Below are 24,289 nucleotides of genomic sequence, written 5' to 3'. Positions count from 1 at the left end.
AAATATTACAACATTAATTAATTTTATTCTTTAAATAAACAATAGGTGTGAAATATGGTTACTTATTCAGAATCTGGTGTTGACATAGACCTTGAAGCAGTTACTGTTTCAAAATTGGCCGATAAACTCAAGTCAACATTATCATGTAGAGATATTATTACAGACAGTGGTCATTATGCTGCTTTAGTCAAACTGGGAGACAAAGCCATTGCAATGAGTACTGACGGTGTTGGAAGTAAAATTTTAATTGCTGAGATGATGAACAAATACGATACAGTAGGTATTGACTGCATTGCGATGGTTGTCAATGACATTTTATGTGTCGGAGCCGAACCTATAGCTTTGGTGGATTACCTTGCTGTTGAAAAGCCTGACCCTGAAAGAGCTTCTGAAATTGCAGAAGGACTCGTTAAAGGTGCTGAAGAATCCAGAATTGCAATAATCGGTGGAGAAACCGCATCACTTCCAGGAATCATTAAAGATTTTGACCTTGCAGGAACAGGTATCGGATTTGTAGACATCGACAAAATCATTACAGGTGAAAATATCCAACCTGGAAACGTTTTAATAGGTATTGAAAGTAACGGTATCCACTCCAACGGATACAGTTTAGCAAGAAAAGCTTTATTTGATGATGCTGGATTTTCTGTAGATGACAAAATGCCGAATGGTGAAACCACCATTGGTGAAGAGTTAATAAGACCAACTGAACTTTACGTTAAACCTATTGTAGCATTATTTGAAAAAGAATATAACATTAATGGACTTGCCCACATTACCGGAGGCGGATTTACCAATCTCAGACGCCTTAAAAAAGGTGTGGGATATGACATTACTGACCTTCCGGAAGTTCCGGAAATATTTAAATTAATCTACGAACAGAAAGTCGACATCAAGGAAATGTATAGAGTTTTCAATATGGGTGTCGGTTTTGTCGTAATTGCTGATGAAAGTGAAGCTGAAAAAATAATGGATACTTTGAAAGAATACTGCAATTGTCAAATTATCGGTAAAGTAACAGATGATGAAAAAATCACTGTTAAAGCTTTTGAAGGATCTGAAATTGAATACTGATTTGATAATAATTAAGAGGTGTGTAAATGAAGATAATGAAGGATAATGAAATAGCTCTTGTAAAGGAAATATTAAAGAAATTAGGAGCTAGTGAAGAAGACAGCGAATTTGTAGCGGAAGCAACAATAGATGCTGATTTGAAAGGATTTACATCACATGGACTTGGCAGATTCCCACAATACTTGATTAGTATCGAAGCAGGAACCATAAACTTGGAAGATGACATAGTTATAGAAAAAGAAACACCAGCAATCGCTTTAATTAATGGTAACAGCGGTTTTGGACAGGCCGTATCATATAAAGCTATGCAATTAGCAATTAAAAAAGCTAAAGAAGTAGGTATTGGATGTGTTGGTGTTCACAACAGTAATCACTTCGGAGTTACAGGATTTTATTCTGATTTGGCATTAAGAGAAAACTGCATCGGTTTGGTACTTGCAAATACCGACCCTGCAATCGCACCATTGGGAGGCAGCACTCCTTTAATCGGAACAAATCCGCTTGCATTAGGTATTCCATCTGAAACCTACATTACAGTAGACATGGCAACTTCAGTTACCGCACGTGGAAAAATCATCGAATCCAAAAGAAAAGGTCTCGACTTGCCTGACGGATGGGCATTGGATAAGGATGGAAACCCAACAAATGACCCTGATGCAGCTCTTGAAGGATCAATCTTACCATTTGGTGGCTTTAAAGGATATGCAATTGCAGCATTAATTGAAATTTTAACCGGACCTCTCGTACAGGCAGGATACGGTCATGGCGTAAGCGGAACCGCTTCACCAACAAAAGACTGTACCAAAGGGGACTTGTATGTTGTAATCGACCCATCCAAATTTGGTGACTTTGACGAATTTGTCAAACATACTGAAGACTTTGTTTCACAAATCAGAGCTACCGGAGAAACCGTTGCTATTCCAGGTGATTTGGAAGTCAAAAGAATTGCTGAAGCTGAAACCAACGGAATTGCAATTGATGAAAAACTATATGAACAATTAAAAGAAATCTGTGACAATTTAGACATTGACATAGATTCCTACATGGAAGAATAGCTGCTATTCTTCTTAAATTCTTTTTTTTACAAAATTCCAAAACATATTATTTCACATCATTTTAATTAAAATCAATTTGAAAAATCATAAATACAAAATGATTATATATAATATGAACAAAACTATATATGCTAAAAAGGACTTAAAATAATAACACTAGAAAATTTAACTGTTTTTTAAAAAAAATTTTCTTTTCGAAAAGGAGGATTAAAAGTTATGAAACTTAAAAACTCTCACATCTTATTAATAGTAATGTCACTATTTCTATTGATAAGCATTGGATCCGTTTGTGCTAGTGATGCTGCAATGGATGCAGATATCCAATCAGCAAATGATGGGTCAGACAGTGTTGTTTTAGGAGATGATGCTCCTAGTGCAGATGCAACACAAATAGACACAACTGTAGTTTCTGAAAATGTAAAAGTAAAGTATAATGAAACTGCAGAAATACCAGTGACTGTAAAAGACAATGAGTCAAATAACGTGACCATTGTAAAAGACGACATTAAAGTTGCTGAAGCAAATAAAACAATCAAATTCAATTATACTAATAACAATATTATCATTATTGATAAATTAGCTGTAGGTAACCACAGTTTAATAATTAGTTATTTAGGAAATGATAATTATACTGCTTCTTCAACCAAAATGAATTTATCAATTGTTGGAAACAATACTATAACCGTCCCTGCTTCAGTTAAGACAAACGGTACCAATAAGACTACCGTTTCAATCGGACTTACTGATGGGGTAGACGTATACGACATAAATAAAGATAATTTAAAATTAACATTATCTTATAAAGACGGTAATGTAACTAAAACTAAAGAAATTGAAGACTTTGAACTTACCAATGGCAAAGTAGTATTTAATTATGATTTAGCTTTAGACACAGCTACATTATTTATTAATTATACTGAAGAAGGCAAACAGGCTAGTGGAAACACTACAGTAAATAGAGCTAGGAACATTAAACTTATTCCTATCAATACCGAAACAGAATATGCAACAGGTAACTTCACATTTAAAGTAATTGACGTTGACACTAATGAAATTCTATCAAACAGAAGCATTAAAGTTAGTGGTAACAAGAAAAATTCAACATCCTTATCCTGGATTACAAGAACAGGATCAGGAGGATATAGTATTAACTCTGACACCACAATCACTACCGATTCCGAAGGTGTTGCTGCATTACCAAATGAAAACTTCTATCCTGGTTTTTATATTTCAACCTACACATTTGCTCCAAATGGAGACTACGTATTTAATGTGGCAGGATCAGGTATCAACGGCAGTGCAAGTGTAAATGGAACTATTAAAAAAGCTACAATCAACATTGAAATTGTTCCATACAAAGAATACTACAAAAGCGACAAAAAAGTTGAAATCAAAGTTACCAATGCAAAAGCTGGAACCCCAATGGCTGGAGTAATTCTCCACTTAAGTATGCCAAATACTTCTGCAAAAGACTATTATTTCCAAACTGACGAAAATGGAACTAGTCAAATCAATGTTTCTGGATTAATTGCAGGCACTTACCAGTTAAGTGTATCCAACAATGACACCAGCGACATCAACTATAAAAATACAAGCGGAAATATTACCATTCTTAAAATTCCGGCTAAAATAAATACAAAAGACTACACTATTTACTACAATAGTGACAATACTGCAACAATCAGCTTAACTGAAAAATCAACAGGTAAAGCTATTGCAGAAGCATATGTATTTATTCAACTGTACACTGGTTCAAAAAGCGCTAACTATCTTTTACAGACAAACAGCAAAGGATCAGTTACTTTTGCAGTTCCTCTTGCTGTTGGAAAACATAAAATGGTAGTTAGTTTAGCAGACAACAGATATGATGCAAGTCCTGTTACAAAAACTATTACTGTAAAAAAGGCTAATGTAAAAATCAGTGCTGTAACTACTAACGCTTATTACAAAGAAGGTAGAAATTTCATTGTTAAAGTGACTAACACCAAAAACAACAAAGCTGTTTACGGTGCTAAACTTAACATTAAAGTTTACATTTCCTCTAAAAGCTACTACAGTTACACTGGTCAAACCGGATCTGACGGAAAGTTAAGACTTAAAATTGACTACAATCCTGGAAATTATAAAGTTGTTGTAACAAAAGGAGAATCCACAAACTTTACCGCAAATTCACTTACAACAAAAATAATTGTTAAAAAAGCTCCAACTAAATTATCTCCTGCAAAAGTAACCGCTAAAAAAGGTAAAAATGCATACTTTAAAGTTACTGTGAAAAACACAAAACTCAATAAACCAATTGCAGGAATAAATGTTAAAATCAAGGTTTACACAGGCAAATCCTTTAAGACATACACTGCTAAAACCAATGCAAATGGAATTGCACAATTAAATGTTAAATCTTTAAGTGTTGGAACCCACAAAGTGATAGTTACATCCGGTAACAAATACTGTACAGCAAAATCTGCTACATCCAGTATTAAAATAACAAAATAAATTAAAGAGAATTAAATTCTCTTACTTTTTTTCTTTTTTATACTTCGCGTAAAAACCATCAGTATCAGCATATATTGTATAAAAACCGTATTCTTCAGCTTTTTTTATTGATGATTTGATATATTGCCTTCCCCATGAAGTAATGGCTTTTGCACATTCAAATGAATACCATCTAAATCTCGGAAAACCGTAAATACCATACATGGTGTTTGCAAGTCTTTTGATGGCCTGCTGCTGAACATCCAAGGCAATCCTCTCTTGAGCATCTTCTGAAGCCTTCATTTCACGTTTGATTCTGAAACGCTCCTGTAAAATCTTATCTATAACTGATGGAATAAATCCTTGGGGACTTTTCTTGAATTTCAAGCCATGTTCAGGAGATATGTTGTAGTCATCCTCATTTTCAACATCCCCCAATACCATCACGTCAGGAGATATGTTTTTTGAAATGATAATGCTTGGATACAGGCTCCTGAAGTCAAACTGAACAAGGTTTTCATGAAGACCGGTTTCAGGTTCTTTAACATATCCGCCTTCATTGTCTTCAGCATTTGCCCTGTCTGCAAAATTTGATCCCTGTTTGTTTGGAACAACTTCGCCGTCAAAATAAGCCTGTTTTACTAAAAACCATTCAGCCTGCTGACCAGTAGCCATACGTGAAACATCAAATAATGGCTGGCCTATTATACGTGTAAGCTCTAAATTCAAAGGCAATGTTTGCTCGGCAATTTTTAAAGTGGAAATCACATCATCCAAAGAGTAGTCAAACAGATTGTCCAACTCCTCTCCGCCATTGTCCCAGAATTCCCAGATTCTCTCACCGGGAACATCAATCTTTTCCTCACCGAACAGTTCATAATAAACCCTCTCCAATGTATATCTCTCAAGTGTCATGTAGCGTCTCATGACAAGATATAAATCTACATGAATCAAGCCTTTAAGAGAAGCCGCATTGGCATAGCCTCTTCTAATATACTTGACCTCAGATTCATCCATTCCAATGTCAAGATTTACACCCAAAATCTTTGCACGGTCCTTGAGATATGGGAAATCAAAATTGTCGGAATTGTATCCCACAATAATATCAACGTTATTCTGTTTGATGATTTTTACAAACTCCTGAATCATCTCACGCTCGGATGAAACCTGATTGACAAAATCATCCCTGTCATCTGAGTTAGTTTTGGTTGAAATTACCTGATTTACACCGAAATTGCTGGCAACACCAATCATGATTATTTCATCCTCCTGAGAATCAGGCATTCCATGAGGGTTTCTCACTTCCAAATCAAAGCTCAATATCCTGAACTTTTGAGGATATTCCTTGACACGTTTTAACTCCTCTGTCAGTTTAATAATGGTCAAATCCTGCTTTTTACTGTCAAGATTTAAAAATGAATCCAACTCTTCCCCAATGGCCACAACTTCAGTCATTGGAATCACGTCACGGTCCATCAGATATCTTCTGTAAAACGGAATGTCAAATTCCCTAATTTGGATAACACTTGCCAGATCTCGTAGGGCATCCCTGTTTTTGGCCAAATCCTGAGGATGTCCAAATGTGACTTTCAGGAATTCCTTTTCAATTTGAAAATCCTTTTTGATAACTTTTTCAACACGAACGACATCAATGTTTTCTGTAATCTCTTCAATGCATTCTTCAAAATCATCAGAAACCACATACAAATAAGGTTCAAATGTGTCATCTATCAAAACAATGTTTTTATCACCATCTTTTGAAAATAATCTGATTACGGGCTTATCTTCAAAAGTAACATAATCTATGTCCAAAATAACAACATTTTTCTGCATTTACTCATCTCCAATGAGATATTCCTTTCTATAGTTATCCAAAACAGTGTAGGTTATTCCTAAAATCAAAGGTCCTATTACAAAACCGACAACGCCATATACCAAAGGACCTGATAAAAATCCGATAAGCAATATTAACGGATGTATTTCGGCGTAATGGCTTGAAAGTGCAGGTCTTATGTACATGTCTATTGTGCTTAGGAAAAATCCGAAAAGCAAAACAACGACTGCCCTTGGATAATTTCCCATTGCAATGTCTGCAAAGAACAGCGCCCAGTAAATTGGCCAAGGCCCAAAAATTGGAATCAACTGTAAAATACCGGTTAAAACTCCAAGAAATATTCCATATGGAAAACCCAAAAGGGAATATCCGATTCCGCCTAAAATACCGATTATCACAGATGTCAAAAAGTGTCCGTAAAAGATGCTTCTCAATACATCCTTTATGGATTCTAAGGTTTTGTCAAAAAAGCCCTTGGAATCATCTGGAACGAAATCCCTGATAAAACTAATGCATCTGTCCCCATCACGGACAAAATAGAATACTGAACAGATAAGAATAAATAAATCCAGGCTGATGTTGAGGAATTTGCTTAAAAAGGTAACTGCATATCCTAAGACATACCGGGCAATTTCATTTATTGAAGAGTTGACCGAGGAGCTGACTGAATCCATATTAATCGGCAGCTGTGAAATAAACTTATCAACATCCACATAATAATTGCTTGCCAAAAATGTTGTAATAACCGAAGAGATTTCATATGATACATAAGCTACAAGGATTATCAACGGTATCAGAACAGCTATCATTGCCAATATTATGGAAACAGATGAAAACTTTAGTTTTGATTGAATCTTATCTGCAACGGGCCTTACCAAGTAAGCAAGTATTGCCCCCAGAAGAATCATGTTTAAAACCGGGAATATGAACATTAAAGAAACTAAAACTAAAAAAATCACCAGCAATACAGGCGGATTCAAGTAACTTTTAATGTCTACTCCCATAATATCATCCTTAAATCAGTATTTTACGCCACAGGCATCTCTTCTATATTTTCCGAATTCAGAAATCTGATAAATCTTATCGTTTTCAAAGACAGGCCCTTCCACACAGATTCTCCATCCTTCTCCATCAACGCAGCATTGGCCGCACACTCCTAGGGCGCATTTCATATATCTTTCAAGGGAATATTGCGCAGGTATTGAAGCATCTTCAAGAATATCAAAGATACCCTTCATCATTATTTCAGGACCGCAGACAAATGCATAATCATAAGATGAACTTTCAAGCAGCTCCAAAGTACAGTCTGTTGCAAATCCTTTAAATCCGAAACTTCCGTCATCTGTGCACGGATGGATATTGGCACCCAACTTTTTGAGATTATCCACATATAACAGTTCATCCCTGGTAACTGCTGCCGCCACAACGTCAACATTATTTCCTTTTTTAACCAAATCACTGGCTATTGCATTAATAGGCGCCATTCCGACACCTCCACCGATAGCCAACAGGTTTTTGCCTTCAAAGGAATTGTCAAAGCCATTGCCGTAGCTGCCCCTAACACCAATCTGGTCTCCAATTTTCAGTTCATGGAGTTGGGAAGTGAATTCACCGATATTTTTAACTGTGATTGCCAGTTCATTATCGTTAATCTGGGAAATGGACATCGGCTTTTCGTTTCTGAAATTCCAGACCATTACAAACTCACCGGGATTCGGACGACCTAACTTTTCCATGTCCCAATCAAATTTGAAAGTCTTGATTGTAGGAGTTTCATCAGTAATCTCTTTAATTTCCACTATTTTAGGTTCGTTAATCATGTTTACAACTCCCTGTGTGCAAGTCCTACCATCTCATCGATTGATGCATATCCTTTTTCGGACATAAACCTTTCAAGGCCTTCATTAATCTTTGAGAAAACATCAACACCTTCATCCATTATGGCAGTGCCTATTTGAACCGCCCTTGCACCTGCAAAAATAAATTCAACAACATCTTCAAAAGTATATATTCCACCAACACCGATTAATGGAATGTCAACAGCTTCATAAACTGAATAGACATTGCTTACAGCAATAGGTTTTATTGCACGGCCACTCATGCCTCCTGATTTATGAAACAGCACAGGACGGGCAACGTCGATATTGATTTTCATCCCCGGACCCAATGTGTTAATAAGAGACAATGCATCAGCGCCTGCATCCTCACAGGTTTTGGCGATTTCGGTAATGTCAGTGACATTAGGAGTCAATTTTGCAATTATAGGAACATCAGCAGCATCTTTTGCAGCTGACACAATTGTGTGACTTAAATTGCAATCCTGACCTATTGATGCTCCAAAACCTTCCATTGCATGAGGACAGGATATGTTCAGTTCAATCATGTCAACATATTCCTGAACTTCCCCTACAAGTTTGGAAAACTCATCGGGAGTTGCACCATAAATTGAAGCAATGACAACATTACCGTCCCTTTCAATTCTTTTCAATTCTTCTTTAAAATTATCCACACCAGGATTTGAAAGTCCAATAGCATTTAAAATGCCTCCTTCAACTGCAACGGTTGTAGGGTTTGGATAACCCGGATGAGGATTTAGGGAAAAAGATTTTGAAACAACTCCTCCGGCACCTGATTTTAAAATCCAGTTCATGGATGATGCATTGCTGCCCATTATACCTGCAGCCAGCATCAACGGATTTCTGAATTCCACTCCGCAAACATTTGTTTTTAACATAATATCAACTTTGTAATTAATTGTTTAATTAGTTTTTGTTAATTTATCAATGATTTCCTGATATTTTTCATTTTGTAATTTTAAGCTAATGACATTGGTCTTATTGGATTTGATGATTTCTTCCTTGGATTTGATTAAATTGGAAATTTGTTCATCCTGCTTTTCGATTATCATGTCCTTCTGTTTAAGCAAATCTTCATATGTCTTTGAAATCTTTCTTATTTGGACTTCCAGGTTTTCTGTATTTGCAGTAATCTGATTTCGATAATCATCAATTAATGATCTGAGATATTTTACCTGATCCTGTTTGTCTTCAATGATTTCTTCCTTTTCCTTGATTTTTTCGGACAAGTCATCGAGCTCCTTCATTGTTGCCTTATCATAATCAATTTTAGTGTCCAGCTTATCTTCCAGATTCTTGTTTTGATACTTCAATTTTGTTGAATAGAGTTTCAATTTGTTGATTTCATCTGTTTTTTGCTGAAGCTCCATGGTAAGTTCATCGATTTCTGCATTTTTAAGTTCCAATTCATATTTTAAATCATCCCAACCTTCATCTGACATAATTACAAATCCAAAAAATAGCAAATTTTTGTATAGAATTTAATTTGACATTTAAATAAATTAAAGTTTTTCATAATATTTATTAAAAATAAAAAAAATATGTTAAATCATGGAATGTTATATAACTTACTCGATTAAGGGATTTTTAGCTTTCAATGATAAAAATGAACTGATAGCAGAGGAATTGTTTCCGGAAGCTGAAATAATCACCAGACTGGCTGAAATTGAAGAAAAGCAAATCGTTTGCGAAGAAGCTGAAATTATAAAAAAAGTCTCTGAGGACTATGATGAAATAATAATCGAATCAAACAAGCGATTATCAGATTACGGAAATGATAAAATCAAAATTCAAACCCCTAATCAGGGCGGAGAATACCTTAGAAACAATTATGATAAATTTGGCCTGAATAAAAAAGACATTGCAGAAATTTATCAGAGATTGGCAATCTATAAAATTAAAAAGGAATCCGCAAGTGAAGACAAACACCTGATACAAGCTATTAATTCCATAGATGAGATTGATGAGACAATTTCCAAATTGATTGAAAGAATCAGGGAATGGTATGCACTGTATTTCCCTGAAATGGATGTCATTAGAAGCAATGAAACATACATCAGACTTATTTCCCAAAATAAAACCAAAGAAAATATCATAGAGGCAAAGCCCGAAGCATTCCCAACCAATGTCCTTGATCTGGAGGACGACATCAATCCTCAGGATTTGGAAATAATGAACAGGTATGCGAAATCCATATATGATCTCCAGCAGACAAGAAAGGATATTGAAGAATATATTGACGCCAAAATGGAATCCATTGCACCTAACTTAAGATTGCTGGTAGGATCATCTTTAGGCGCCAAGTTAATATCCCATGCAGGAGGACTTAAAAGACTTGCAATATACCCTTCAAGCACCGTCCAGATAATGGGTGCTGAAAAGGCATTGTTCAGGCATTTAAAAAGTGGGGACAGACCTCCAAAATATGGTTTGATTTACCAACACCCGCAGGTAAGAGGTGCCAAATGGTGGAATCGCGGAAAAATCGCAAGGATGCTTGCAGGTAAGATTTCACTGGCCGTCCGACGTGACGTTTTTACCAAAACATTTGATGAAAATGCATATGATGATTTTATTGAAAAAGTAGAAGAAATTGAGAAAAATAATCCATTTCCAACAAAAACCACTAAAAAAAGGAAAGAAGAAAAGGTCAAATCCAAAAACAAGAAGAAAAAAGGTAAAAAAAGGAAAAAAAGGAGATAGACCATGAATGTTTATTTTAAAGATGGAAACATAGCCACCAAAAATTTAACTCCAGGAATTTCAGTTTATGGCGAGGAGTTAATCGAAGAAGATGTGGAATATAGGATATGGAATCCTAGAAGGTCAAAATTGGCTGCTGCTCTTTTAAACGGGTTGGAAAATCTGGAGATTATGGACACCTCAAAAGTCCTGTACTTAGGTGCATCAACCGGAACTACAGTTTCCCACATTTCAGACATTGCAATCAATGGAAGAATATATGCTGTTGAATTTTCACCAACAACAGCTAAAAAATTGGTTCAACTTTCAAGACAAAGGATTAATATCGCTCCTATTTTAGGAGATGCAACCAAACCCAAAGGATATCTCAACATAGTTGAAAAATCAGACTTAGTATACTGTGATGTTGCCCAGCCAACACAGAGCGAATTATTTATGAGAAACATGAATTTATTTGCAAAGGATGATGGTGTTGGTCTTTTAATGATAAAAGCCAGAAGTATTGACGTAGTGCAAAAGCCAAAAAAGATTTTCAAGGAACAGGAAAAGAAATTAAAGGAAAAAGGTTTTAAAATTGTTGAAAAAGTCAAACTGGAACCTTACGAAAAAGACCATATTGCTTTTCTTGTAGAAAAAAATTTTTAAAAAAAACACCAATTTTTCATGAGAATTTTGCAAAAAATACTTCATCTTTTTGATTAGAGAACAATGCATTTTTTCCTTTAAAAAAAATTTTATATCCTATTTAAACAAACATAATATTATATTAGTTTATACAATATGAGGAATTTTTATTAAACAAAAAGTCATAGTCACCATAATGATTTTATTTGCTTTAATCAGTTTATCTTGTATAAGTGCAGCAGATAACAATGCTCCTGATGAAATAATAGCACAAGATAATGGTATTAATGCTGGTGAAATAATAACACAATCCAATTCATATACTGAAGAAATATTAACAGATGGAGAAAATGAGATTAGCGATTTTTCAACTTTAAATACCGAAATTGCCAACTCAGCAACAAGCACAATACAATTAACAAAAAATTACACGTATAATCCTAAAAATGATTCTAATTATACAACTGGAATCGTGATTGACAAGGCAGATTTCACTGTTGACGGACAAGGACACACACTCGATGGTGGAGGCCTTGCAAGAATATTCAATATTACAGCAAATAACGTTACATTAACTTCATAAATGGTTGTTCTAATTCTGGGGGTGCAATTATTTGTGAAAATACTACTTTAGAAATTATAAACTGTAATTTTACTAATAACTCAGCTTACAATGGTGGAGCAATATACTTTAACAGTGACATTAATAATGTAACAGTTCTTGGTTGTTTTAAAGACAATAATGCTGAACGGGCAGGTGGGGCAATATATGTCAAAGGGAAATCAATAAATAATAATTTTTCATCCCAATTCTATAACAACAACGCAAGAAAAGCAAGTGGCGGAGCAATATTTTTCTCCAGTTTGGCTGAAAACAATAGTTTTGAAAGCATTTTCGAAAACAATTACGCACTCTAGGGCGGCGCAATCTTTTTTTACAAAAAGGCAAATAATAATAAATTTGACTCAAACTTCACATTTAATGTTGCCGAATCATGCGGAGGAGCAATATTTTTCTACAACACTACCAATAACAATAACTTTACAGGTTATTTCACAAGCAACAGAGCTTTAGGAAAAGTTGATCCATCTGTTGGAAACGGTGGAGCAATAACATTCAAAGATGTGTCAACAAATTGTGTATTCACCGCTGATTTTATAAACAATACTGCAGCGTTAAATAGTGGGGGTGTAAATTATCGTCAAACTCCTCATAACATTACATTCAACAGCAATTTCATTGCCAATACTGCTCCTAAATGCGGAGGAGTTAATTTCTTTGAAAGCTTTGAAAACATTATATTCAATGGAGAATTTATTGCTAATTCTGCGATTAACGGCGGTGCAATAGCTGCTGGTGCTGGCAGTATTAAAGAAGTTTCATTTAAGAATAACCACGCTGAAAATGGTGGCGCAATTTATTTCTCTAATGCTGGTGAGATTATAAATTGTAGTTTTGCTGACAACAAAGCAACTGGTGATGATAGTAAGGGTGGCGCTATCTTTTTCGGAAATTCTTTTAACCCTACTACTGTAACAAATTGTAATTTATCTTTTGATTGGAAATGTCAATGAAGTTATAGAATTCACTATTTTCAATAGAATGTAAAAATAATATTTCATATTAAAACAAAATATTAAATAAATTATGTTACAAAGTATTTTCATCAAATAAAGAGGTGTGATAATGGCAAAAAAGAATATGATAATTGCATTGGTCCTTTCATTAATATGGTCAGGTTTGGGATTAATCTATGCAGGAGATGTTCAGAAAGGAATCATTTTAGCAGTGATTGCAATAATAGCTGAGGTATTATACCTTTTCGTAAACCAAATCTTTGGTATTGTTGTCTTCATAATATGGATTTATTCACTGTATGCAACATATAATGAAGTGAAGGTCGTAAACGGACAGTAAAAACCACAGACATCACCATTTTTCTTTTTTTGATTGGTTGCAATATAATTTAGGCATGCCTAAAATCATTAGTCAAATAATGATACTCTCCAAAATTAGTCTGTGTTAAATTAGATTTCTCACAATTTGCTAATTTGATACAAGTCGTTCGGAAAATTAAAAAAATCTGCCAATATATAATTTTCCTTAGAAAAAACACATGGTGTTTAAACTAGTCACTTAAACACCACAACTCTCTCTTTTTAAAGCATTTATATAATAAACTACTCTTCTTTCCACATCCAATTCTGTTGCAACTACCATTACAGTTTGGTTATTTTAAACATCTAACCACATTTGTCCCATGCTTTGACGTTAAATATGTAACCAATCATTTCCCACCTAGCATGATTAATAGTTATTTTACTAACAACACTGCAAATAGAGATGGTGGTGTTATAAACATGGACTCAGGTACTGTGTCAAATTGTAATTTTGTTGATAACAAAACAGCTGCAGGCGTTTTAGGTGGTGGCGGTGGTGGCCGTCTGACACTGGCACAAGGCGCAGGTAAAAATGCGGATAAGATGGATGAAGCCATTCAGACTGCAGTAGATTTAATCAAAGGATAATATTTATCCTTTCTTTTTTTAATTTTGCAAAAATAATCATTTAATCGTGTTTGTCTTTCAATTCTTTCAGTTCCTGTTCCAATTTGTCGACCTTTTCCTTATACTCCTTTAATTCTAGCGATATTTCAATTATCCTGTCGGTATTCAGGTTTATTATGTCTGAGTTGTCTGAAATTCTAGCGGTATTGTCCATAATGGTCTGTTTCAACTCTTCATTCACTTCTTCTTTTTTCTCAGTTAAAAATATGCTGAATAAAATTATTCCAAGAACTGACGCGAATGTCATTGGTGCATATAGTGAATTGGCAATTAGGACTCCCTCAGGTCTTGGGGTGAGGACAGTTATTAGGAACATATCAAAACCGCTAAACAGAAGCATTAAAAGTGCAGCTTTATATGACTTTAAAAATTTGCCTCCATTCAATATATGGACTGTACTTCCAACTATTCCTGCCATTATTGTTGCAACGCAGCATGCTACGGCGGTAGTGCCTCCTAGAGTCAATCTCCAAAGACCGGATATCAGTGCAACGGGTATTCCCACATAGGGTCCTCCAAGCAATCCTGATATCATCACGACCAATCCCCTGGAATTGGCCGGAACCCCGTTGACGTCCATAGTGAAATATGATGCAAGAATTCCTAGTACGGCACATATGACTATCTGCCATAATATGGTTCTGGGGGAACTGTTTCCCTTAACCACTGCCTTGAAACTTTTGGATTTTGTTGCTATATAAGTTAAAATCAAAATTACTGAAAGCATTTTAAACATTTCTAAAAACGGAGCCCATAGTGATTCTCCATTCGCAGACTTATTAAAATAAGAAATGGTAAGGCTTAACAAACCCATAATAATCAGGTAGGCAATTTCATAAATGGATCCGTCCGTAACTTCCTTAAGTCTGGGAAGTCTGGTGGAAATGAAACCTAAAATAATGATTGCAGCTATTACTGTTAAAAGGTCATGCAGGATTGCAATGTCAATATGTTCAATGATAACCATATACGCAAATACATTAATGAAAAAAGCGATATTGAAAATAAATAATATTGAAAATAATATCAAAATCCCCTTTTCGCCTAATGACATGCTTTTTAATTTGCTTAACATTATATGCCCTATATTTTAGTTAATATTATAACTTTTATCAATGATAAGTAATAAATTTTTTTCATTGACTTTTAGGTTTCATTTTTGTAAAAAGCAATGAAAGTCCGACAACAAGAATGACTATAATCACATCAACTATAATTTTGAATGTGTTTCCATCCTTAATCAGGTTTGCAACTCCAAATATCCAGACAACAATCAGTAGGATAGGCAATACATATTTCAAAATGAATTTCCAAGTTTTTCCAACTTTAATTGTTGAAAACTCGTTCAGTACCGGCATGACCTTTTCAACTCCGTAAAACCATCCGAATATTATTGCCTGAATGCCTATCAAAATCAATATTCCGAAATTGTTTACAAACTCGTCCACGACGCTTACCAAGTAGCTGCTGGAGCCTGTTGAAAAGATGATTGTGCCGATGCATGCAACAATTGTGAGGATTGTAACTCCCTTTTTCCTGCTTAATCCAAACTTGTCGCACAATGATGAAAGCAAAGGCTCAAACAGTGCAAATGATGATGTTATTCCTGCGAATAGTATTGAGATAAACAGCAATGGTGCGAAAATATGCCCCATCATACCCATTTCATTGAATATCTGTGGAAATACGATGAATATCAGTCCTGTACCTTCACTTATCAATTCATTCATCGGTATTGATGAGGATATTGACATGTATCCAAGTATGGAGAACACTCCAAGGGCTATGAAAATCTCATATAATGTGTTTGCAATAACAACAAAAAGCACTTCATCAACCAGTTTCGAATTTTTGGGCAGATAGCTTGCATATGTATATACCATGGCCTGTCCGATGCTTAGGGAAAATATGATTTGCCCAAAAGCTGCAAGCCAAACGTTTATGTTTAAAAGAGCAGACCAGTCTGGAGTGAGTAGCGTTGTTATCCCAAGATGGAATCCTGGCAATGTAAATGAATAGATAAAAATGAAAATCATTATGACAAACAGTAATGGTATTAAAATTGAGGAAACTCTTCCGATTCCATTATCCACATCTTTGATGGACACTACCCAAAAGAAACCCCATAAGATTAGTGTACAGATGAGGGTAGGCAATATTATTGTTTGGGAGGATATTATATTTGAACTTCCCCCAACATAATTTGTAAAAAATGATGCGGGGTCATTTCCCCATCCGAAATTGAAGCTGTTCAGAAGATATGCAAAATCCCATCCTAGAATAATCATATAATAGATTACAACGATGAACACGAATAAAACCAGCATCCACGCAATGATTTCAAATTCGGGACGGATGCTTTGCATCAGATTGGAAAAACTCTTCTTAAAGCTGAATCCCAACCCATACTCCAAAATCAAAAATGGAATTCCCATAACTAAAATTGCTATTACATAAGGTATGAAAAATGATCCTCCTCCATTTGAATAGAGCACATAGCTGAATCTCCAGATGTTGCCTATTCCTATGGTGAGTCCTATCATGGCCATTATGAATGTGAATACTGAATTCCACTGGGAAGTTTTGTTCATTTTTTTCCTCGTTATGATTTTCGATAATTTTTTTGTATTGAATTATTTGTTTAAAACAATTATTATATTATATCTTTTATTCTGATATATTTTCAGTAATTTGTATGAATGATGTGACATATTTTGAATAGAGTGTGGGGTTAAGATATCATGTGTCCTTTATAACTCCTTAAAATATATTTTGTAAAAATTTGTAAAATGTTGTGAAATCCTATTTTTTGAAGAACTTTTATATAACTGTCAAAATAAAATTTTTATTATATAAATATATAGGAGACAATATTATTAAGCGAAAAATAATTTTGACCGCATTGATAATGTTTGTATTGGTCAGCTTGACTGCAGTCAGTGCAGTTGACAGCAATCAGACTGACGACCTTGCGGCAGAAGACAGTGATACAGTCACACAGGACATACTGACTGATGAATCTGTTGGTGCTGGTGATTTCAAGGAATTGAATGACAACGTCACCAGTGCAACAACAACTTTGGAATTAACTAAAAATTATACTTACAATCCGGATGTGGATTTGGATTATAAGGATGGAATAAACATAACTAAGGACATTACTGTCGACGGAAAAGGATATACCATTGACGGTAACGGTCAATCAAGAATATTCAATATTGCCAATGCAACAGTTACCCTGAAAAACATTAACTTCATTAATGGTAATGCGGTTTCCGGCGCGGCAATATACTTTGAGAGAGGTAATTTGACAATCATCGGATGTAATTTCTTAAATAATAATGCATGTGATCCTAACATGGAAGGTGGAGCAGTTTACTTTGTGGGCAATGATTTGGCAATTGACAGTTCCATATTTGAAAACAACACTGTCGATTTAAATTCCGCTGCAATCAATTTTGATGGAACTTCTCTATTAGTTAACAATTCTGAATTCAAATCAAACAATGCAGAAGAATTCGCAGGTGCAATTGGTGTCGATGAAGCTAATGATGTTAAGATCATCAACACAAACTTCTATAACAATACCGCAAAAAATTACGGTGCTTTGGGAATTTATGATGGTAACGTTTCAATCGACAATTGTACATTTGAAAACAATCATGCCGTTGAGGAAGTCGGTGTGGCATATTTAAATTGCGAAAATGCTTTAATCAATGGTTCCCATTTCATCAACAATGCTGCGGCAGATACAATGGTGGCGCATGAATCAGGCGATTTGGTCATCAATAATTCTCGTTTCATTGACAACCTCGCCGATACAGGTAATATAGTACACAATGCTATAAATGCAAATTTGACACTGCTAAATTCAATATTTGACGGTGATTGTTTTAATGGCAGAACCATTACAAACAATTACGGTAATCTTTACCTGCATAATAATGACATTTACTCTTACTACGATGAAATCTACAGTTATGGTGGAAAAATCACCTCACATGTATTTGCTTACATATTAAGCAATGAAACTCACTACGTGCATTTAAATGAAAGCATTGTGATCTATTTCGAATTTTATGATGATAATGACAATTTGATAAGGTTTGACGACTTTGATTTGTTTGTCAACGATACCAAACTTGATTGCATTTTTAATGAGGAAAACCATTTCTATGAAGCCAATTTCACCGCAGAAAAACTTGAATCATACACAGTATACATAACAAGTGCCAGTTTAACCAATTTAACTTCCGAGAATGGTGAAATAGTTGTAGTGAATGTCACTGATGACTTTTCAGCATTGAAGAAATTAATCGACAACGCTAACGGCACAGTGACACTTGATAAAAACTACACTTTCAACAATCTCACTGATGATGGCCTTTATAATGGTATTGTGATTGATAAGAATATCACAATAAATGGTGCAGGATTTACAATTGACGGAATGGGCAAGGCAAGAATATTCAATGTTAAGTCAGATAATGTAACACTTACAAATATCACATTCATCAATGCTTACTGTAAAAGTGATGGAGGAGCCATATATTGGGACGGCGGTGACGGTAAGATTATCGGTTGCAGTTTTTCAAACAATCAGGCTTCATCAGGTTCTGCTGCAGTATGGTATGGTAACAGAGGTATGGTTATTAACTCTACTTTCATAAATAACACTGCTAGATATTCCAGTGCTCTTGAGTCTTATGGCAGTTACTTCAGGGTTTCAGGTTCCACTTTCATAAATAACTATGGTCGTTGGTCCGGTGCAGCTATCAGCAGTGGAGGTTATAACGCTCAAATTTCAGATTGTATTTTCACAAATAACTCTGCACACACAACAGGCGGTGGAGCTATTCATATATATCGATGCAGTGATTCTGTCATTTCCAATTGTATTTTTGAGGATAACCATGCTAAATATATGGGTGGAGCAATTTATTTGGTTTATGTCAGCAATCCTGAGATTTATAATTGTAGTTTTGTAGGCAATTTCGCTAGAGAGGGTGGTGCTATTATTTCAGCAGGCTGTAAATATGACAAAATTTATAATTGTACCTTTACAGACAATATCGCTAATTATGGTGGTGCCATATCATGGTTAGATGCTTCTAATGCTACTGTTTATAATAATAGTTTCGTAAATAATTCTGCAAGATTGGGTGGTGCTTTAAATTGGAACAGTGCTGACGGTAATGTTTTCAATTGCAGTTTCGAAAATAACCTTGCGAATATAGGTGGAGCAATCTTCTGGAATAGCACCGGCGAACTTTATAATTGCAGTTTTATAAGTAATTCTGCCGATTTGGCTGGTGCAATATATGCATATGTTGATTTACATCTTAAAACTTCATATTTCAGTGAAAATAATGCGACTATGGGTGGAGCAATATATACTAACGAATATGTCGCAATTGTTAATTCAACATTTGACAGCAACCATGCGAAATCCGGAGGAGCCGTATATTCATATTATGTTGACATAGTTAATTCAACTTTCACTAATCACCATGTAGGATTTGGCAACTTTACTTTTGAAGATGATACTTACCATCAAAGTGGAGGTGCAGTTTATGGATATGACGGATATGTTGAAAACTCCAATTTCATCAACAACTCTGCGTTTTCCGGTGGTGCTGTTGATTTTGTATATCTTGAAGCATATGATTCAACATTCAAAGACAATGAGGCAATATACGGTGGAGCAATCGCTAGTGCTGCTGAATGTTATATTGAATATTCCAACTTCACAGCAAACAAAGCCTCACGCGGAGGAGCAGTTTATTGTAATGACAGTAATTTAACTGTTGGCGCAGGCATCTTCTCAAATAATATTGCAAATGGCGAATATTCCGATGGGGGAGCCATTTACTTTGACGGTGATGATTTATTGATTGCCGATTCAAAATTCATGTCAAATGAAGCAGAGGATTGCGGAGCAGTTGTTATTGAATCCTTAACTGCTGAAATCATAAATACAGAATTCACTGGCAACAGAGCGCATTATTATGGTGCAATGGGGGTTTACAAGGGTAACTCTTTAATTGAGAATTGTACATTCGACAGCAATTATGCAAACAGATCCGTTGCAGCATTATCCTTGGGTGCAAATGCTACAGTCAACAATACCATTTTCAAAGCAAACCGTGCAAGAGAATGCGGAGCATTATTCTATGAAAGTTTCAATAAGAATAACGCTTTAATCGTAGATTACTGTCAATTCATTGACAATGACTGCTGCGCAGTATATCTTTCTCATTATAATGCCAGGATTTTAAACTCAAAATTCGAGAACAGCGTTTCAGATGATGGAATTGCCATTTATAATGGTGCAATCAATAAGTTATACTTGTCAAACAATACTGTAAATGACGATGAGGCTCAAATCTATTCAGCATACGGTGGAGATATCACATCAAGCGTTACCTGTGTCATTTTAAACAATAGGACTGTCTACAAACATCTAAATGAAACCGTTGAGGTTTATTTATATTTCATTGATGATAATGATAACCTGATGCAGGTTAGTGATTTTGATTTGCTTGTCAACAATACCAAAATCAGTTATGCATTTAATGATATGTATCAGGTTTATATGGGCAATTTCACTTCAGATGAACTGGAATCATATCTTGTGACCATATCAGATGTTAGCTTATCAAATTTAACTATGAAAACTGCTGAAATCAATATTGTGAATGTCACCGATGACTTCTCAACATTGCAGAAATTGATTGACAATGCCAACGGCACATTGACACTTGATAAGAACTACACCTTCAACCCTCTCACTGACGTTGACTTTGATGAAGGTATTATGATTAATAATGATATCACAATAGACGGTGCAGGATTTACAATTGATGCTATTGGCCAGGCAGCCATATTCAATGTTTTATCAGGTAATGCAACACTTGGAAATATTACATTCATCAATGCCAAATCATCCTTCAACGGTGGTGCCATCTACTGGAATGACAACAGTACAGGTTCTATTTCAAATTGTATTTTTGTTAACAATTCAGCTAAGTATGGCGGTGCCCTCTTCTTGGGAGGATTTAACATGACAGTTTCAGATTGCTTATTCGAAAACAATTCCGCTAGGGATGGTGGAGCTATTGACTGGACTGGCAGTAATGGTGTTGTTTCCAATTCCAAATTTATAGGAAATTCAGCTAAATCATTTATAGGTACTGGCGGCGCCATTAATATTGAGAATAGTAAGAATTTTAAAGTTTTAAACAGTACTTTCATAAACAATTCTGTCCGTTTTAAAGGAGGAGCCATTTATGCAGACGGCTGCAACAATTCCATAATTTCAAATTGTATTTTCACTGGTAATTCTGCTGAATATGGAGGTGCGGTTTTCTGGGATGATTGTTTAGATATTCAGACTTCAGATTGCAATTTTACAAACAACATTGCTTATATCGCTACTGGTGGAGCCATTGCATATTCAGTATCCACAAACCACACAACCTTCAATTGTATTTTCATAAATAATTCCGCCATGGGTGGTGGAGCCATTGATTCCGATAAGAGGGCTCATATTTCAGACTGTATTTTCATTAATAATACTGCTGAAAAAGGAGGTGCCATCAGTTTTTGGATAGATGCTATATCTGACATTTCCAATTGTAAATTTATAAATAATCGTGCAACTCAAGGTGGAGCCATTTATGCTGCATTTTGGGCAAATTTAACCAATGTTGAAAACGCTATATTTATCAACAACACTGCTGAAAAAGGAGGGGCAATATATGCTGAAGGCAATATTGTTGCAACCAATTCCAACTTCACAGCAAACAATGCCACACTCGGAGGAGCCATTTACTTTAGCGGTGATGATTTGGTGATTGCCGATTCAAAATTCATTTCAAATGAAGCAGAGGATTGCGGAGCAGTTGCGGCTAACTCTGCAACCACTGAAATCAGAAATACAGAATTCGTTGAAAACGGAGCATATGACTACGGAGCAATCGAAGTTTCAAGTGGGGATGTTTTAATTGACAATTGTACATTCGACAGCAATTATGCAAACAGATCCATTGCGGCATTGGCTTTGCATTCAAATGCTACAGTCAACAATACAATTTTCAAATCAAACCGTGCAGAAGATAACGGAGCATTATTCTATGAAAGTTTCAATAAGAATAACGCTTTAATCGTAGATTACTGTCAATTCATTGACAATGACTGCTGCGCAGTATATCTTTCTCATTATAATGCCAGGATTTTAAACTCAAAATTCGAGAACAGCGTTTCAGATGATGGAATTGCCATTTATAATGGTGCAATCAATAAGTTATACTTGTCAAACAATACTGTAAATGACGATGAGGCTCAAATCTATTCAGCATACGGTGGAGATATCACATCAAGCGTTACCTGTGTCATTTTAAAAAATAGGACTGTCTACAAACATCTAAATGAAACCGTTGAGGTTTATTTATATTTCCAGGATGATAATTATAACTTGATTAATGTTAATGACTTTGATTTGCTTGTCAACAATACCAAAATCGATTATGTATTCAATAATAGGTATCAAGATTTTGAAGGTAATTTCACTTCAGATAAAATAGGTTCATACCCTGTGACCATAGGAGATACTTACTTATCAAATTTAACCATAGAAACTGCTGAAATCAATGTTGTGAATGTCACTGATGACTTTTCAACATTGCAGAAATTAATCGACAATGCTAACGGCACATTGACACTTGATAAAAACTACACCTTCAACCCACTTACAGATTTACTTATTTTTGGAATTGGGATTAATAAAAATATTACAATAGATGGTGCAGGGTTCACATTGGATGGTAAACAACAAATGAGAATGTTCCTTGTTATTTCAGACAACGTAACAATTAAAAATATTACTTTTGTCAATGGAGCTTCATATGCCGGAGCTGCTGTCAACTGGTTTGGTAATAATGGTTTGCTTACTGACTGTACTTTTATAAACAATGTTGCGGATAATGGTGGTGCTGTTGAATGGGCAGGTCATAACGGTACTGTTTCTAACTGTATTTTCATGAATAACCTTGTCGATGGTTCAGGAGGCGCCATTGAATTAGATAATGCTGCCGATTGTGAAATTTTAGATTGTTTATTCATAAATAATCGCGCTAAATATGGTGGTGCCATTTATGGTGCTGACAGTATTCATCTTAATGTTTCAGGGTCTAATTTCATAAATAACTCTGCTGATTATTACGGAGGAGCCGTTGCGTGTAAAGATTGTTATAATGTCAATATTTTCGATTGTAGTTTTACCAATAATTCTGCCGGCAGAGGTTCCGGCGCTTTAGACCTTACCGGATGTGATGATTCTCAAGTTTCATACTGTAATTTCACAAATAACTCCGCTAAGAGTGACGGTGGTGCCCTTTTCGTCGATTCAAATAATGTTAAAATCGATAACTGTAACTTTGCAGATAACAATGCTTATTTCGGCGGCGCCATTTATGCAGACATGATTGAGGGGATTTGTGTTTCAAATTCCAGTTTCATAAATAATTCTGCAACTTATGGTGGTGCTATTGATTTGGATGAATCTCTCAATAATACAATTTCAGATTGTACATTCATTGATAATTCTGCAAGGTATGGTGGTGCTGTACAGGCAATTGCTCATGACACTCAAGTTTCAGACTGTAATTTCACAAACAATTCCGCAAATCTTGGCGGTGCTCTGTATTGGAATGGTGTCAACGGCAAAGTCTCCAATTGTGACTTTGAAAATAATTCCGCAGTTGATGGCAGTGCCTTCTATGGTGCTGATGGTGATGTTGTGATTTCATATTCCAATTTCACAGCAAACAATGCGGAGAAATCCGGTGCAGCAGCCTATTCAAAAGGAAATATGACTGTCATCGGATGTCAGTTCAACAGCAATCATGCTGGTGAAGTAGGTGGTGCAATCTATAGTACCAATTCATTATCAGTAGCGGACTCACAGTTCATGAATAATAGGGCTGAAACTGGAGGAGCAATCTACACTAACGAAGGTGAATCAACCATATCCAATTCAGCATTTAAATACAATGATGCATACGACGGTGGGGCAATCTACAACAACTGCAGCAGTTTAACTG

Annotated in this window: 17 protein-coding genes and 1 pseudogene; 11 read left to right on the top strand and 7 right to left on the bottom strand. The window is 35.3% G+C overall.

Annotation, left to right across the window (positions count from 1 at the left end):
- Positions 1–54 precede the first annotated feature (54 nt).
- The 3 genes from purM (at position 55) to Q0W04_RS06790 (ending at position 4,622) form a co-directional block, all read left to right on the top strand.
- Positions 55–1,074, top strand: coding sequence for a phosphoribosylformylglycinamidine cyclo-ligase (purM, locus tag Q0W04_RS06800; RefSeq protein WP_298501380.1), 1,020 nt, complete (start codon positions 55–57; stop codon positions 1,072–1,074).
- 26 nt (positions 1,075–1,100) lie between these two features.
- A complete protein-coding gene (gene comC, locus Q0W04_RS06795; protein ID WP_298501379.1) occupies positions 1,101–2,129 on the top strand; it encodes an L-sulfolactate dehydrogenase in 1,029 nt (342 codons plus the stop codon).
- Positions 2,130–2,345: 216 nt separating this feature from the next.
- Complete coding sequence (locus tag Q0W04_RS06790; protein WP_298501378.1) at positions 2,346–4,622, top strand: hypothetical protein; 2,277 nt, start codon at positions 2,346–2,348, stop codon at positions 4,620–4,622.
- Between the two features lie 21 nt (positions 4,623–4,643).
- Here the strand turns inward: Q0W04_RS06790 and Q0W04_RS06785 are convergent, their stop codons facing one another.
- From Q0W04_RS06785 to Q0W04_RS06765, 5 genes are read right to left on the bottom strand one after another with little or no spacing between them, the layout of a single operon-like run.
- On the bottom strand, positions 4,644–6,434 hold the full coding sequence (locus Q0W04_RS06785; protein ID WP_298501377.1) for a DNA-directed DNA polymerase: 1,791 nt from the start codon (positions 6,432–6,434) through the stop codon (positions 4,644–4,646).
- Entirely contained in the window at positions 6,435–7,439 is a 1,005-nt protein-coding gene (locus tag Q0W04_RS06780) for an AI-2E family transporter (protein WP_298501376.1), read from the bottom strand.
- A gap of 15 nt (positions 7,440–7,454) precedes the next feature.
- Positions 7,455–8,255: a dihydroorotate dehydrogenase electron transfer subunit gene (locus Q0W04_RS06775; RefSeq protein WP_298501375.1), complete on the bottom strand. Its 801-nt coding sequence runs from the start codon at positions 8,253–8,255 to the stop codon at positions 7,455–7,457.
- Positions 8,256–8,257: 2 nt separating this feature from the next.
- Positions 8,258–9,169: a dihydroorotate dehydrogenase gene (locus Q0W04_RS06770; protein WP_298501374.1), complete on the bottom strand. Its 912-nt coding sequence runs from the start codon at positions 9,167–9,169 to the stop codon at positions 8,258–8,260.
- A 24-nt stretch (positions 9,170–9,193) separates the two neighbouring features.
- Positions 9,194–9,733 (bottom strand): glycosyl transferase, encoded by a 540-nt coding sequence (locus Q0W04_RS06765; RefSeq protein ID WP_298501373.1) that lies wholly within the window; start codon positions 9,731–9,733, stop codon positions 9,194–9,196.
- 109 nt (positions 9,734–9,842) lie between these two features.
- Here Q0W04_RS06765 and Q0W04_RS06760 point away from each other — a divergent pair, with 109 nt between their 5' ends.
- The 7 genes and pseudogenes from Q0W04_RS06760 to Q0W04_RS06735 form a co-directional block, all read left to right on the top strand.
- Positions 9,843–10,994: an NOP5/NOP56 family protein gene (locus Q0W04_RS06760; protein WP_298501372.1), complete on the top strand. Its 1,152-nt coding sequence runs from the start codon at positions 9,843–9,845 to the stop codon at positions 10,992–10,994.
- Positions 10,995–10,997: 3 nt separating this feature from the next.
- Positions 10,998–11,639, top strand: a complete 642-nt coding sequence (locus Q0W04_RS06755; RefSeq protein WP_298501371.1) for a fibrillarin-like rRNA/tRNA 2'-O-methyltransferase — start codon at positions 10,998–11,000, stop codon at positions 11,637–11,639.
- A 175-nt stretch (positions 11,640–11,814) separates the two neighbouring features.
- Positions 11,815–12,201, top strand: coding sequence for a pectate lyase-like adhesive domain-containing protein (locus Q0W04_RS06750; protein WP_298501370.1), 387 nt, complete (start codon positions 11,815–11,817; stop codon positions 12,199–12,201).
- Positions 12,189–12,536 carry a hypothetical protein gene (locus Q0W04_RS10580; RefSeq protein WP_366938637.1) on the top strand — a complete coding sequence of 116 codons (348 nt, stop codon included), beginning with the start codon at positions 12,189–12,191 and terminating at the stop codon, positions 12,534–12,536. The genes Q0W04_RS06750 and Q0W04_RS10580 overlap by 13 nt, the downstream gene beginning before the upstream one ends.
- Before the next feature lie 207 nt (positions 12,537–12,743).
- Positions 12,744–13,193: a hypothetical protein gene (locus tag Q0W04_RS06745; RefSeq protein ID WP_298501369.1), complete on the top strand. Its 450-nt coding sequence runs from the start codon at positions 12,744–12,746 to the stop codon at positions 13,191–13,193.
- A gap of 112 nt (positions 13,194–13,305) precedes the next feature.
- Positions 13,306–13,536, top strand: coding sequence for a hypothetical protein (locus Q0W04_RS06740; protein WP_298501368.1), 231 nt, complete (start codon positions 13,306–13,308; stop codon positions 13,534–13,536).
- Positions 13,537–14,021: 485 nt separating this feature from the next.
- Positions 14,022–14,147 (top strand): annotated as a pseudogene (locus Q0W04_RS06735) (DHHA1 domain-containing protein); the annotation flags it as partial.
- A 40-nt stretch (positions 14,148–14,187) separates the two neighbouring features.
- On the opposite strand, the gene Q0W04_RS06730 reads toward Q0W04_RS06735, so the two are convergent.
- The gene (locus Q0W04_RS06730; RefSeq protein WP_298501366.1) at positions 14,188–15,261 is read right to left on the bottom strand and encodes a LytS/YhcK type 5TM receptor domain-containing protein; all 1,074 of its coding nucleotides are present in this window, start codon (positions 15,259–15,261) and stop codon (positions 14,188–14,190) included.
- A 61-nt stretch (positions 15,262–15,322) separates the two neighbouring features.
- Positions 15,323–16,777, bottom strand: coding sequence for a sodium-dependent transporter (locus Q0W04_RS06725; protein WP_298501365.1), 1,455 nt, complete (start codon positions 16,775–16,777; stop codon positions 15,323–15,325).
- Between the two features lie 302 nt (positions 16,778–17,079).
- Between Q0W04_RS06725 and Q0W04_RS06720 the strand changes: the two genes are divergently transcribed.
- Positions 17,080–24,289: right-handed parallel beta-helix repeat-containing protein (locus Q0W04_RS06720; protein ID WP_298501364.1), on the top strand; the 7,210-nt coding region annotated here is incomplete at its 3' end.

This window comes from uncultured Methanobrevibacter sp. (assembly GCF_947170395.1).
Taxonomy (GTDB): Archaea; Methanobacteriota; Methanobacteria; order Methanobacteriales; family Methanobacteriaceae; genus Methanocatella.
This window is presented reverse-complemented; position numbering and strand designations above follow the sequence as displayed.

Excerpts from the sequence above, each read along its gene's own strand:
- Q0W04_RS06775 (WP_298501375.1), bottom strand. The coding sequence starts at position 8,255 with ATGATTAACGAACCTAAAATAGTGGAAATTAAAGAGATTACTGATGAA.
- Q0W04_RS06725 (WP_298501365.1), bottom strand. The coding sequence starts at position 16,777 with ATGAACAAAACTTCCCAGTGGAATTCAGTATTCACATTCATAATGGCC.
- Q0W04_RS06760 (WP_298501372.1), top strand. The coding sequence starts at position 9,843 with ATGGAATGTTATATAACTTACTCGATTAAGGGATTTTTAGCTTTCAAT.
- Q0W04_RS06785 (WP_298501377.1), bottom strand. The coding sequence starts at position 6,434 with ATGCAGAAAAATGTTGTTATTTTGGACATAGATTATGTTACTTTTGAA.
- Q0W04_RS06790 (WP_298501378.1), top strand. The coding sequence starts at position 2,346 with ATGAAACTTAAAAACTCTCACATCTTATTAATAGTAATGTCACTATTT.
- Q0W04_RS06750 (WP_298501370.1), top strand. The coding sequence starts at position 11,815 with ATGATTTTATTTGCTTTAATCAGTTTATCTTGTATAAGTGCAGCAGAT.
- Q0W04_RS06730 (WP_298501366.1), bottom strand. The coding sequence starts at position 15,261 with ATGTTAAGCAAATTAAAAAGCATGTCATTAGGCGAAAAGGGGATTTTG.
- Q0W04_RS06770 (WP_298501374.1), bottom strand. The coding sequence starts at position 9,169 with ATGTTAAAAACAAATGTTTGCGGAGTGGAATTCAGAAATCCGTTGATG.
- Q0W04_RS06755 (WP_298501371.1), top strand. The coding sequence starts at position 10,998 with ATGAATGTTTATTTTAAAGATGGAAACATAGCCACCAAAAATTTAACT.
- Q0W04_RS06765 (WP_298501373.1), bottom strand. The coding sequence starts at position 9,733 with ATGTCAGATGAAGGTTGGGATGATTTAAAATATGAATTGGAACTTAAA.
- comC (WP_298501379.1), top strand. The coding sequence starts at position 1,101 with ATGAAGATAATGAAGGATAATGAAATAGCTCTTGTAAAGGAAATATTA.
- Q0W04_RS06780 (WP_298501376.1), bottom strand. The coding sequence starts at position 7,439 with ATGGGAGTAGACATTAAAAGTTACTTGAATCCGCCTGTATTGCTGGTG.
- Q0W04_RS06740 (WP_298501368.1), top strand. The coding sequence starts at position 13,306 with ATGGCAAAAAAGAATATGATAATTGCATTGGTCCTTTCATTAATATGG.
- purM (WP_298501380.1), top strand. The coding sequence starts at position 55 with ATGGTTACTTATTCAGAATCTGGTGTTGACATAGACCTTGAAGCAGTT.